Origin of the sequence: Flavobacterium adhaerens (genome assembly GCF_040045115.1) — a bacterium.
Lineage (GTDB): Bacteria > Bacteroidota > Bacteroidia > Flavobacteriales > Flavobacteriaceae > Flavobacterium > Flavobacterium adhaerens.
Genome location: NZ_JBDLZX010000001.1, coordinates 557,478 through 570,009, shown reverse-complemented (window position 1 = coordinate 570,009; position 12,532 = coordinate 557,478). Strand labels below are relative to the sequence as shown.

Annotated in this window: 16 protein-coding genes and 1 tRNA gene; 8 read left to right on the top strand and 9 right to left on the bottom strand. The window is 33.4% G+C overall.

Going from position 1 to position 12,532, the window contains the following annotated elements; genetic code table 11:
• Positions 1-2: 2 nt before the first annotated feature.
• The 4 genes from ABEB18_RS02455 to ABEB18_RS02440 all read right to left on the bottom strand — a co-directional run bounded on the left by ABEB18_RS02455 (position 3) and on the right by ABEB18_RS02440 (position 2,475).
• Positions 3-473: a heme-binding domain-containing protein gene (locus ABEB18_RS02455; protein ID WP_115887045.1), complete on the bottom strand. Its 471-nt coding sequence runs from the start codon at positions 471-473 to the stop codon at positions 3-5.
• A 1-nt stretch (position 474) separates the two neighbouring features.
• Complete coding sequence (locus ABEB18_RS02450) at positions 475-1,161, bottom strand: DUF3347 domain-containing protein (RefSeq protein ID WP_115887046.1); 687 nt, start codon at positions 1,159-1,161, stop codon at positions 475-477.
• A 59-nt stretch (positions 1,162-1,220) separates the two neighbouring features.
• Positions 1,221-2,066, bottom strand: a complete 846-nt coding sequence (locus ABEB18_RS02445; RefSeq protein WP_348797430.1) for a DUF3347 domain-containing protein — start codon at positions 2,064-2,066, stop codon at positions 1,221-1,223.
• Between the two features lie 274 nt (positions 2,067-2,340).
• Positions 2,341-2,475 (bottom strand): hypothetical protein, encoded by a 135-nt coding sequence (locus ABEB18_RS02440; RefSeq protein ID WP_260850235.1) that lies wholly within the window; start codon positions 2,473-2,475, stop codon positions 2,341-2,343.
• Between the two features lie 560 nt (positions 2,476-3,035).
• On the opposite strand from ABEB18_RS02440, the gene ABEB18_RS02435 reads away from it, so the two are divergent.
• From ABEB18_RS02435 to ABEB18_RS02430, 3 genes are read left to right on the top strand one after another with little or no spacing between them, the layout of a single operon-like run.
• Entirely contained in the window at positions 3,036-3,389 is a 354-nt protein-coding gene (locus ABEB18_RS02435; protein WP_348797429.1) for a transposase, read from the top strand.
• Between the two features lie 20 nt (positions 3,390-3,409).
• A complete protein-coding gene (locus ABEB18_RS17455) occupies positions 3,410-3,586 on the top strand; it encodes a helix-turn-helix domain-containing protein (protein WP_369077085.1) in 177 nt (58 codons plus the stop codon).
• Between the two features lie 5 nt (positions 3,587-3,591).
• Entirely contained in the window at positions 3,592-3,822 is a 231-nt protein-coding gene (locus ABEB18_RS02430) for a hypothetical protein (protein WP_348797427.1), read from the top strand.
• Between the two features lie 260 nt (positions 3,823-4,082).
• On the opposite strand, the gene ABEB18_RS02425 is transcribed toward ABEB18_RS02430, so the two are convergent.
• The 5 genes from ABEB18_RS02425 to ABEB18_RS02405 all read right to left on the bottom strand — a co-directional run bounded on the left by ABEB18_RS02425 (position 4,083) and on the right by ABEB18_RS02405 (position 8,425).
• A tRNA-Arg gene (locus ABEB18_RS02425) sits at positions 4,083-4,156 on the bottom strand.
• Between the two features lie 267 nt (positions 4,157-4,423).
• A complete protein-coding gene (locus ABEB18_RS02420) occupies positions 4,424-4,561 on the bottom strand; it encodes an SsrA-binding protein (protein WP_348797425.1) in 138 nt (45 codons plus the stop codon).
• 73 nt (positions 4,562-4,634) lie between these two features.
• Positions 4,635-6,497, bottom strand: coding sequence for a M56 family metallopeptidase (locus tag ABEB18_RS02415; protein WP_348797424.1), 1,863 nt, complete (start codon positions 6,495-6,497; stop codon positions 4,635-4,637).
• 6 nt (positions 6,498-6,503) lie between these two features.
• The gene (locus ABEB18_RS02410; protein WP_348797423.1) at positions 6,504-6,860 is read right to left on the bottom strand and encodes a BlaI/MecI/CopY family transcriptional regulator; all 357 of its coding nucleotides are present in this window, start codon (positions 6,858-6,860) and stop codon (positions 6,504-6,506) included.
• A 350-nt stretch (positions 6,861-7,210) separates the two neighbouring features.
• Positions 7,211-8,425: an MDR family MFS transporter gene (locus ABEB18_RS02405; protein ID WP_348797422.1), complete on the bottom strand. Its 1,215-nt coding sequence runs from the start codon at positions 8,423-8,425 to the stop codon at positions 7,211-7,213.
• A gap of 166 nt (positions 8,426-8,591) precedes the next feature.
• Here ABEB18_RS02405 and ABEB18_RS02400 point away from each other — a divergent pair, with 166 nt between their 5' ends.
• From ABEB18_RS02400 to ABEB18_RS02380, 5 genes are all read left to right on the top strand, one after another.
• Positions 8,592-9,194 (top strand): DUF1684 domain-containing protein, encoded by a 603-nt coding sequence (locus ABEB18_RS02400; protein WP_348797421.1) that lies wholly within the window; start codon positions 8,592-8,594, stop codon positions 9,192-9,194.
• The gene (locus ABEB18_RS02395) at positions 9,194-9,850 is read left to right on the top strand and encodes a TatD family hydrolase (RefSeq protein WP_348797420.1); all 657 of its coding nucleotides are present in this window, start codon (positions 9,194-9,196) and stop codon (positions 9,848-9,850) included. Before ABEB18_RS02400 ends, ABEB18_RS02395 begins: the two co-directional genes overlap by 1 nt.
• Before the next feature lie 26 nt (positions 9,851-9,876).
• Positions 9,877-10,599, top strand: coding sequence for a tRNA threonylcarbamoyladenosine dehydratase (locus ABEB18_RS02390; protein ID WP_348797419.1), 723 nt, complete (start codon positions 9,877-9,879; stop codon positions 10,597-10,599).
• Positions 10,600-10,718: 119 nt separating this feature from the next.
• The gene (locus ABEB18_RS02385; protein ID WP_348797418.1) at positions 10,719-11,372 is read left to right on the top strand and encodes an HAD family hydrolase; all 654 of its coding nucleotides are present in this window, start codon (positions 10,719-10,721) and stop codon (positions 11,370-11,372) included.
• A gap of 157 nt (positions 11,373-11,529) precedes the next feature.
• A complete protein-coding gene (locus ABEB18_RS02380) occupies positions 11,530-12,375 on the top strand; it encodes a DUF2911 domain-containing protein (protein WP_348797417.1) in 846 nt (281 codons plus the stop codon).
• The last annotated feature ends 157 nt before the right edge of the window (positions 12,376-12,532 follow it).

Genomic DNA, 12,532 nt, shown 5'->3' with positions numbered 1-12,532 from the left:
GTTTAATTTATTTTAGAAAGACTATCATTTACTTTTTCAATCCAGCTTATAAGCTGCTCTTTTTGAACAGCTGTCAATACTGCATTTTTATGGATTAATGTGTAAGAAGGCAATGGCATCTCGTTTGCTTTTATCTGCTTTGAAATCCGGTCTAATTTATTCTGCTGCTTTCTTTTGGAATAGTTTCCCCATTGGCTGAAATTCAAATTTTCTTTTCCTTCTTTTATGTGTCCTTCCATAAGGGTACGCGCTGGCTGGATGTAGGAGTACCATGGATATTGTGTGTTGTCGCTGTGGCAATCATAACAGGAGGTTTCAAGAATCGCTTGTACATTTTTGGGAATGGGATATACTTTTGAAATGTGAATTGGTAAAACCTGCCCGTAATCGGAATTTCGGGCAGGCTGATACAATTGCATCAGTAGAAAAATAATTAACCCAGTAAAAAGAATCTTTCTGGTGAACCGCTTCATTTTACAATTGCTTTTTCATTGAACCGCAGGTAAGCATCTTAGAACCATAATATGGGTTTTTTATCTCTTTTGTCTCACTGACCCAGATGGCCCCTTTCCCGCCGTCATACATTGGGCAATAGTCCTGATATAATGTTTTTGAAGTTCCGAAAACCATGATCACATCATTCATGTCTTTACTCAACAGGGCGAAATGCTCTCTTTGGTGTTCGATATTACCGCCATTGGCCCCGATATGTTCGGCATGTTCTTTGGCGTCATCTGCAATATCGAGATAATCTGCTTTTATTTTAGCATCTATTAAATCTGGATTTACCTTGTTAAAGGCTGCATGCAGTGCTTTTCCGGCATCTGCTGCTCCTTTTGTGTCATCTTTTGTTAATGCATTTTTAAGCGCCAGGTAATTGTTTACAATTTCATCTGCAGAAAATGGTGCACTGGCTTGGCTAGTTTTTATTTCTGCACCTTTTTGAGTAGTTTGTTTTACAGGCTCTGTTAATTCCATTCCGCATTTGGAACATTTGTCTCCTTTTTTTCCCGTAATTTCAGGATGCATAGAACAGGCGTACAATTCCGTGTCATTCTGGGTTACAGCAGCAGCATCGGGAGCTGTGACTTCTTTGTTTTTTGAATTGCATGCTGTAAGTACAGCTGCCATTACAATTGTCGAGATAATTAATTTTTTCATTTTTTTAGTTTTATTATTTACAAAATATCATTCTGTCCAACACTTTTTGTTAGATAGCCTTATTTGATTGTTTCTATTGTCGAACCGCAGCTAAGCATCTGCGAACCGTAATACGGATTTCTGATCCCGCTTTCTTTGCTCAGCCAATTTGCATCAACCATTGGGCAGTGGTTGTGATAAACCGGCTGTGGCTGATCGGTAGTTTTTATAAGATCGTAAGTGTTTTTGGATAGGCTTTTAAAGGATTCTCTTTGTTTTTTGATATCCTGGCTTTCGGAAATGTTTTTTGCATCTGCAGCCAGACTTTTCATTACATTCATCCATGCAGTGTGTTCTTTTGGCTTTAGGTTATCCATTTTAACAGCATTGACCGCAGCAAGAAGCTCTTTGGATTTCACGCTGGCAGTTTTAGCATCCGTTTTCACTAAAGCATCTTTTAGATCAAAATAGCTGTCGAAAATTGCTTTAAAAGGACTGTTCTCTTGTGCATCAGAAGGAATTGCGGCTGCATGCTGCGAATGATCCATTTTGTCCATATCCAATTTCTTTATTGGGGCCGTCATATTTGTTCTTTCATACTGGCAGCATTGCGGAAGTTTTGCATAGGCGTCGGCAGGAGCTAAGAACTGGTCGCTGTCATATCCGGCTAAGGCAATTCGTTTTAGGACCTCGTCCTGATTTGTTTTCTTCTCATCGTAGGTAATGGCCGCTATTTTGGTGTTTTGGTCCCAGTTTACCGAAACGATATTTTTGATGTTTCCTGCTTTTTCAATAGCAGTCTTGCACATTAGACAATTACCGTAAATTTTAGCATTTACAGTTTTTGCATTTTTTACAGGTGCGCCAAACACTATGACTGACAGCAATAGAGCAATTGCCATCAATCCTTTTTGAATTGATTTCATTTTAAAATGTATTTGATAGTGAAAATGATGCTTTTGAGAAATAATTGTGCATACAAGGCGTATAGAACAATATTCTACAAAAGCGAAAAATTAAAAAAATGAGGCAGATAGGCTTCCTTTTTTGACACACTTATGGCTGTCAAAAAAGGTATTTAGCTTATTTTAGGGATAAGCCAGATAGAGTAGAAACCCGATAAAATCGATGTTTCTGAATTATAGAATGTCTGTTTTTCAGAAAAAAGGCAGATAGAAGTATTTTTGAATTCCGGGTAGGTTAAAAAAACAATTCCCCCGCTGCAAACTGAAACGCAGCCGCAAGTGCGATGCCCGCATTTTCCGCCACAGCCTTCATGATTTCCCTTTTTTGAATGACAGCTGTTTTCTGAACAGTCATCATGATGGGCTGCATTAGCTTCCTTTTTGCAGGAAACTTCCTTAGAAAGATTTCCACATGCAAAACTTGCCATCGGCATCAAAAAGAGGCCTAAGGTAACAATTAATATGATGTGAAGTCTTTTCATGAAAAGTAAAAATATGAAACAAATATAATTATATAAATTTACTAATAATTAAAATTAATGTTAAAAGTGTTAAATTTGAAACCCATTTTCTTACTAACTTTTACATGAAGCAGCAAAAGATCCTTTGGATTTCCGTCGTGGATGTCTGCGGGAAGACCGCTTTCAAAAGCTAACAGATAAAATGGAAAAAGTTTCCGGCTGTAAAAAACGTGGGAAAAAATCAAGGATACGGTGCAGCCATTACCGAATGCTCTAATTCGGCACCGGGACATATTGCAAAAGTTTCAAAGAAACTTCAATGCGGTGTAGAACGATAAATTCTGGGCTCATATGAAGACCTGATTCTTTTTTCTGGAATGCTGAGCAATATTGTAAATCGTCAGCAAAAAGTGGACATTTTAGTTATATAATTTAAGATAGTGTTTTCAAAAAAAATGTAATTTTAATTATGGGAACACCAAAGAAAAAATCCGCAGAATCTTTTGTGAAAGACATTCGTAACAATACACGTCGTATTTTCACTGCAGAACAAAAGATTTTAATAGTTATGGAAGCATTACGTGCCGAAATTTCTATAGCTGAGTTATGTAGAAAACACAGCATTAACCAATCTCAATTTTACAAATGGAATAAAGAATTCCTTGAAGCAGGTAAAAAGCGCTTATCTGGCGATGTAACTCGTGAAGCCACCAGTGATGAAGTTATTGAATTAAAGAGAGAAAACGCTCGGTTAAAAGAAATGGTTGCCGACTTAGTTTTACGCTACGATATTGTAAAAAAAAGTTTGGATATGATCGATTAGCACAGAAATTCAAACGTTATATGAGATTAACTGCTACTGAAAAACACGAGATAATTCAGCAAGTTACACGCAGTGAATTAGGAGTAAAACGCACCCTGGAAGAATATGGAATTTCTCGCAGTACGTTTTACAAATGGTACCAAAGTTATCTTGAACAAGGGTTTGATGGTTTAAAACAGGGTATGATTCTTTATTGAAAATAATGGTAGAAATTATTGAAGAAGAAAACATTTTAAATTTTAATAGTATAGATGTTTTTTTACCTTTTTTAAATAAATGTAAAAATATTAAGGTAAATGATACAGTTAGATTTCCGTTTAATAACAAAGGGAAAAGAATTTTGTATTTGGAAATGAGTTTGGCAATTTATCCACCAATTAATGATAATGATAGCAGGGTGAAAGAATTAAATATTTTAAATAAGAATGAATAAAATGTAATGGATTTTAGATGGTGTTAAAAAAGTTGAATTATTTACAACTTTACAAATGAATTATAAAATCTTGTTTTTGTATATTAATTGAGGCTACATTTTTGCTAAACTTTTAATTTGTAGATAAATGTAAAGGGGGTAACAATAGGGGTAATACAAATGGTATTAAATGGCAATATTAGGTAATTATTAAAAATAAAAAAACCTCGGGATTACCGAGGTTTTCTTGTCTTTGAAGACTCATTGTATGTCTTATGTTGTGACCTCGACAGGATTCAAACCTGTAACCTTCTGAGCCGTAATCAGATGCGCTATTCAGTTGCGCCACGAGGCCTTTTTTTGTATAACAAGTGTTATCTTGTTTGCGGGTGCAAATATAGGAATAAATATGTATTCTGCAAGCATCTATTGGTATAAAAATGTAAAAAAAAACATTTTAAAAAATAGATCAGTGATTATCAATGCTTTTAGAGGAAAAATAATTTTGTTAAAAAATAGGATGGTGTGTTGGGATTACTAGGTCTTTTGTGAAAATGTTAAAAAAAGAACAAGCGGAATACTTTTTTGTTGTTCTAATCGTGTGTGGTAATTTGGAATCAGATTAAAGTGCTCTCGAAGTAACATAATAGCGATATGCTAAAATAGCCAATTGCCACTTTTTGGCTTTGGTGACATCTAGTCCCTGTTTGGTAAAGCTTGGTAAAACTATTTTGTTGATTTTGGCTAAAATTTTGAACATGATTTAATTTTTTTTCAAATATATAAAAAAAGACAATCTGGCTACAGACTGTCTTTTTGTATTTTAAACTCTTTTATTTTCTGGATTCTTCTAAGTGTTTTCCATACTCTTCCATCTGTTTGGAATACTCTTCCATTTGTTTTGAGTATTCTTCCATTTGTTTATCAAAGTCAGCCATTTGCTTGTCGAAAACTTCTATTTGTGGTTGGAGTTTTTCCATTTTGGCTTCAAATTCATCCATCCTTTTTTCAAATTCTTTCCAGGCTTTTGGATCTCCGTTTGGACCTCCTCTTGGTGGAGTTGGTGCTTTTGGCCAAACAGGATGTTTTGGTGTTTTAAATGTTTTAACTGGAGGTACTGGGTGTACTGGAGCTGCAGGTAAATTTTGAGTATTATAATTTCCGTTTCGGGTTATGATTCGAATGGTTTTACCTTCTTTATTAACATCAACCGATTCTATATTGTGTTGATTTATAACGTTTAAATCATTTGCATCTACTTTTTTATCGTTAATATAGATTTCATTTTCGTTAAGAATTTTAACGTGTTTGTTTGTGAAAATTCTAATTTCTTTATTGTCGTCGTTTTTGATAACATTTATACTAGCTATTTCTTTAGGATCTAATTTTTTCATTTCGGTTTTATCCGATTCTTTATCATCAATAAAAACTTTTGTTTCGTCTGATATATTGATGTTTGGAGCTGAGTCATTCGAGATAATGATTTCTTTTCTATGATTTGGTCTGTTGTTTTCAGTAAATTCAACAGTAGTATTTCCATCAGAATCTTTTTTGATGACAATTGCAAATGACTGAATGGTGTTCGAACTTTTGATAGCTCTTTTTTGAGACAATTCATTGTCTTTTTTTATTTTAACAGTTATAGCGGTCAATTCGTTATTAGAATTTCTTTTGGTTCCAGAAAAACGAACTTCGATTCCGTATTGGCTTTTAATGGCATTCATGGTTTCTTCGAGTTCTGCTTCGCTAGTGTTTTTGTTGATTTGATATACATCAATATCTTTTGATTTAGAAATTGTAATTGATTTTTCTGTTGATAGTGGATGATTTTTTTCTTTTGCAATGACTTCTATTTGAAATAAAAAGACAAAAGCAACTAAAACAGGAATTACCAATAGGTATTTCCAGGAATTTGATTTTTTTGATTGATTTTTGTTTAACATAACGATTCGTTTTTTGATTAATGATTGATAAAAATGATTGGTAATAACAGCACAATTTTCATGTGTTGTAATTTTTAAAAGCGTAAGTTGATAGGCCTTTTTATCAGATATATTTTTTAAGGCTTCGCTATCGGCGATGAATTCTAGATTTTGTAAAATAGCTTTTTGATATAACCAAATGAATGGATTGAACCAAAATAATATGCAAAATACACGTGTGATTAAGACGTCTATTGTATGGTATTGTTCGCTGTGTACTTTTTCATGTTCCAAAATACTTTGCATTTCAGATGTGCTATATAAGGAAGAGTTATAAACTATGGTATTGAAATAGGAGAAAGGAGCAATATTTTCATTAGTATCAATGAATCTAAAATCGGCTTGTCGTTTTCCCTTTTTGTCTTTAAGTACAGAGTTTAGACTATAAAAATCTAGGGCAAATTTTATGATAAATATCAAAAAACCTATACTGTAAATACCGAGCATTATATAGTCCCAATTGATTTTAAATGATTCTTCTTCTATAGAAGTTGCTGGAACTTTGGGCCAATCGAAATTAGTAGGTGTCGGTTCTACCCAAACAATAGTGGTGAAAAATAACCAAGGCAAAATTACGGATGTGAATAGTCCAGCTAAAAGAAACCAACGATTTGCTGTAAAGAAAGTTTCTTTTCGCAGTAATAAAAAATAGGCTGTAAAGAACAACGCTATTAGTCCGCTGGATTTTGCTATATATAGGAATAGTGTTTCCATATCTGATTACTTTTGTTCAATCATATTTAGAATTTCTCGAAGTTCATCGGCGGTGATTTTTTCTTCTTTGGCAAAAAAGGATACCATATTTTTATACGAACTGTTGAAGTAATTATCAATTGCTGTATTCATAAATCCTTTTCGATAATCTTCGATACTTATAATTGGGAAATATTGATGTGTGTTACCGAAAGCATTGTGACTCACATATCCTTTTTCTTCAAGATTTCGAACAATGGTCGATAGTGTGTTATAATGCGGTTGTTCTTCGGTGATTTCGGCCATAATTTCTTTTACGAATGCTTTTTTGAGCTTCCATAAAATATGCATGATTTCTTCTTCTTTGTTGGTTAACTTTTGCATCTTGCTCTTTGTTTTTTTTATAAGCCAAATGTATAACTATATTTTTAGTTAACAAACTATAGATATAGTTATTTAACTATTTTTTTAGTTTTTAAAAGTTTTTTAGAAAAAATTATTTCAATGTGAGTCGGTGTTTTTAGTTGGTAATTTACTGAAAAACAGTAGTCTGTGTTTGATTTTGAAATTAATTTTTGAAACTTGATTTTTCGGTTTTTACTGCGTGAGTGATAGGAGCAAGCTACCATCGTAGCGCGGATAGCACGACCCCGATAAAAAGATGGCTTTGTGCACATGCAGTGAGGTAAGCCATTTTTTTATCGGGGGCACGCCCAAAGAAAAAGGAGAAGTAATTATTTTTTTTCGTTGTGTATCATTTTATTGAGCCAAATACAACAAAGCAGCGAGAGCAGTCCGAGGCTTCCCATAATAAACCAATTGATTTGATAGCCAAAGCGGGCAATGATATCCAGTCCCGTTTTGGAACTTGCAATGTGGGCTAAGCTGAAACTCATCGTATAGAGCCCCATATAATTGCCTTCTTGTCCTTTTGGAGCACGGCTAAGTGCTATTGCATTTGTAAAAGGAAAAGCAAATATTTCGCCAAATGTGAGTAATATAATGCTTAGTACTAGGATGAATGACCAAGAATCTAATAAAAGTATGTAATATCCAGTAGCGATGCATAAAGAGCCGTAACTAATTATTTTGACTTTGTTTGTTTTTTTTCGTTCCAAACGGCTAACAATGGGCATTTCGAAAAGGAAAACCATTAATCCATTGAGGGAAAGTAGCATTCCAGTTTGAAATTCGGTTAGTCCAAATTTTTCATTATGATACAAAGGAATGGTTGTAAATATTTGAAAAAAGACCATGACACTCACAAAGCTAATGAAGAGTAATAGCCAAAAAGGTTGGTCTTTATAAACCGATGGTGTTTTTGTATTATTCGCTTCATGTACAGCCTGAAGAGGTCTTTTTTTCTCTTTGATAAAAGATGAAAAGATTAAAATAGCTACGATACAAGTGATTCCATCAACCCAAAATAAACCTTGATATCCGATTCCGAGTATGATTAAGCCTCCTAAACTTGGCCCTGCTGCAAAACCAAGATTTACAGCTAGTCTAACTAGTGACAAGGCTCTAACTCTGTTTTCGGGTTTTGCATAGAGACTGAGTGAAACAAACATTGCTGGGCGAAACATATCTGAAATAGCCATTATTACAAACATCGCTATACATAATCCCCAAAAAGTTGTGATGTATTGGAGTAAAACAAAAAGGATTCCGCTTGTAAAAAGACTAAAAATCATGATTTTATAGAAACCGATTTTGTCGCTCAATTTTCCTCCAATCCAAGAACCTAACATAGATCCTAGTCCAAATGCAACCATAATCCATCCTACTTGGCCGTAAGTGAATTGCAAATCTTCTTTTAAATATTTGGACAAAAAGGGAAGAACCATTGTTCCAGCTCTATTGATAAAAGTAATTAATGCCAATATCCAGACTTCACGAGTGAAACCTTTGAAATTATTGATGTAACGACGAAGAGCGGTTCTAAGCATGAGTAAATTTTGTAGTTACAAAGCTATAAGTTTTTTGGGGTTTAATGAAATTGTTTATGGTTGTTTAAAGTTTAAAATTGTTTAAAGTTTGAGGTTGTTTTTATATAACTTATAAATTTTGTGGCTTTTATAACTTTAAACTATTTTTGCAGAAAAATTTAATTCTATGCGAGTTGTATTCGTTTTTATTGTATCGGCAGTATTTAATCTTGGTTGGTGTCAAGAAAAATTTGATGCAACTGTAGTCGAAAAATTTCAAAAAGACCTCAATGCAGAATATGCTGATGCAAAGACCAGCCCCTTGATGGCAGAGGACTTAGCACATTTTAATTCGTTAGATTTTTATCCCATAAACCCAAAGGCTTTTGTTGTTGCAAAATTCATCCGCACCAAAAATGAAAAACCCTTTGAGATGAAGACTTCTACTGATCGAAGACCTGTTTATATAAAATATGGTGAAGCTCATTTTGAATTTGAGGGAAAACAGTTGAAATTAAATATTTACCGAAATATTGAGCTCTCTAAAAAGGAAGAATACAAAGATTACTTGTTTTTGCCTTTTTCAGATTTAACTACTGGAAAAGAAAGTTATATAGGAGGTAAATACATTGATTTAAGAATACCAAAAGGAGATACAATTGTTATTGATTTTAATATGTCTTACAACCCTTATTGTGCTTATAATTTCAAGTATTCTTGTCCGAAAGTGCCTTTGGAGAATGATTTAGCTGTTGCAATCAAAGCTGGAGTAAAAAAAATTCATGACTAATGGATTTTTTTAATTTGCATACACATCAATTTACGAATCAGGAAACAATTTTGGAACTTGTAAATCAGTATCCAAACGAGTTTGACGTTTCGATTCCTTATTATTCAATAGGGATTCATCCTTGGTATATCAATGAAGAAAGATTGAATGATGATTTGCAAATCATTGTAAATAAATTACAGAATCATAATTGTTTGGCAATTGGAGAATGTGGATTGGACAAGAGAATTGAAGTTCCAATTGCAGTACAGGAAAAGGTTTTTGAAACGCAATTAATGTTGGCACAAAAAAACAATAAGCCAGTAGTGATACATTGTGTGGCTGCTTTTCAGGAAGTAATTACTATCAAAAAAAGATTAAAAATTACGGTACCGATGATTATTCATGGTTTTTCAAAAAATAGTCAAGTAGCCAAAGAATTAATCAATAACGGATTTTATATATCGTTTGGGAAATATTTATTGCAAAATCCCGAAATGGAAACTGTTTTCAAAACCATTCCTGATAACCGGTTTTTTTTGGAAACAGATACTATATCCGAAAGTATTGAAGCTGTTTATGCATTAGCAGCTCAATATAAAGACACAACTATCGAGAATTTGAAAACCACTCTAAATGATAATTTTAAAAGGGTTTTCGAATTGAATATACTATAAAACATTAAAACTTTAAACAAAAAAATATGGCAGAGTGGACAGAAAGAGCCGAATTATTATTTAAAAAAGAAGGATTGCAAAAATTACAAAATGCTCATGTAATGGTTGTGGGGCTTGGAGGTGTTGGATCTTTTGCAGCCGAATTTTTGGCCAGAGCAGGCGTAGGAACAATGACAATTGTTGATGGAGATGTTGTGGATATCACCAATATCAATAGACAGTTGCCAGCTTTACATTCAACAGTTGGAGAGCCTAAAGTGACTATCGTTGGTGATCGTTTAATGGATATTAATCCTGAACTAAATTTGATTCGAATCAAAGAATTTCTTTCTCCAGAACGTGCTTTTGAAATTACAACCAAAGAGCATGATTATGTTTTGGACTGTATTGATAGTATTACTCCAAAACTGAATCTTATTGTGGGCGCTAAGAAAAAAGGAGTGAAAGTAATCTCGAATATGGGAGCTGGAGGAAAAATGATTGCCAGCAAAGTAATGGTAAGAGATATTGCTAAAACCGATGTGTGCCCATTGGCAAAAGTGGTTCGAAAACGTCTTAAAAAAATGGGAGTGAGTAGAGGAGTTAAGGCTGTATTCTCTACTGAAAAACCAGACGAAGAAAGTGTAAAAAGAACAGACGGTACAAACTTTAAAAAATCATTTTACGGAACAAACAGTTATATGCCAGGTTTATTTGGTTTGCATGCTGCCGAAACTGTAATTAGACATTTGCTTAAAAAAGAAGATTAGTTTAAGATTTGAGATTTAAACTGTATTAGGTAACTTCAAACTTTAAACAATATCAAACAACTTTAAAACAATTTACAAACCCAATAATACTCACTTTTATAGAGACTTAGAATAAAAAAATGATACAAACAGTAATTTTTGATATGGATGGTGTGATTGTTGACACTGAATTAGTGCACCGTTATGCCTATTACAAACAATTTGGAGAACTTAATATCGAAGTGCCTGAGGAAATGTACACTTCGTTTACAGGATTATCAACTCGAAACACTTTTCAGCTATTAAAAGATCATTTTGGGTTGGCACAAGAGGTTGAAGATTTAATTCAACGAAAGCGCTCTATTTTTAATGATGCTTTTGATAGTAAAGAAGATTTGACTTTGTTAGAAGGAGTCGAAAATTTAATCAAAGATTTTCATCAAAACGGGATGCAATTAATTGTTGCTTCATCGGCTTCAAAGGTTACAATTAATAGGGTTTTTACACGTTTTAATTTGCATCAGTATTTTTCACATATTGTAAGTGGAGAAGATTTTCCGAAGTCAAAACCACATCCTGCCATATTTTTGCATGCCGCCTCTTTATCGATAGCACCAAAAGAAAATTGTATCGTAATTGAGGACAGTACCAACGGTGTAAAGGCGGCAAAAGCAGCTGATATTTTTTGTGTGGGCTATAATAGTTTTCATTCGAAAGATCAGGATTTATCATTGGCAGATGTTGTAATCGATCACTTTAATGAGTTGAATTACGAAATAGTCTCTCAATATTAGATTTTGAATTAAGGAAAAATTAACAACAATGGTTTGTTGAATTTGTAAATTTGATAATGAAACAAAAAAAACAGGAATAAACATGAATTTTTCTTTGTTTGACAAACAAATGAAGTGATTGATGTGAATTGCCTAAAACCAATAAAAATAAACTTGTATGAAAAAGATTCTTATTGCTTTCGTTTTTATGATTGCACCACTATTTGCCGAAGCCCAACTAAAAACACCTCAAGCTAGTCCGAAATCAACTGTTTTTCAAACTGTTGGGTTAACAGATGTTGAGATTATTTATTGCAGACCTGCTGCTAGAGGGAGAACAGTATTTGGTAATTTAGTCCCTTTTGGCAAAATTTGGAGAACTGGAGCCAACGAAAACACCACTATTTCTTTTAGTGAAGATGTTGTAATAGATGGTAAAACTTTGCCTAAAGGAAAATATTCGGTATATACTGTTCCTAAAATTGAAAATTGGGAAGTAATATTTTATTCAACAACAAATAATTGGGGAAATCCAGAGACATGGGATGAATCAAAAGTTGTTTTGAGAACAAATGTAAAAGAAGAAGCAATGCAAAAAGCTGTGGAATCTTTTACAATAGGAATAGGGAACTTAACTGCTGATTCAGCTACTTTAGATATGGCTTGGGAAAATTCATCTGTTTCTATGCATTTTTCAGTACCAACTCAAAAAGAGGTAATGGCGAATATCGAAAAGGTATTGGCTGGTCCAACTTCTGCAGATTATTTTTCGGCTGCACAATATTTATATCAGTCTAATGGCGATAATGTGAAAGCTACAACCTATATGGATAAAGCAATGGAATTGAGTACCGAAAAACCGTATTGGTACACCCGATTAAAATCGTTGATACAAGCTCGTGGTGGCGATAAAAAAGGAGCAATTGAAACTGCTAATATTTCACTTGCTGCGGCAGAGTTAGCCAAAAACCAAGATTATGTAAAAATGAATAAAGAAAGCATTGCAGAGTGGAGCAGAAAGTAATTTTCAATAAAATAGAATGATAAAAAAGACCCATTATTGATTTAATGGGTCTTTTTTATAACATGTAAAGCCTAATTTTTGCAATTAATTGTTTGGTTTAGGATCGTTAAAGGTTTCAACACCAGAAGCATATTTGTATTTTTTTAGCTTTTATGCT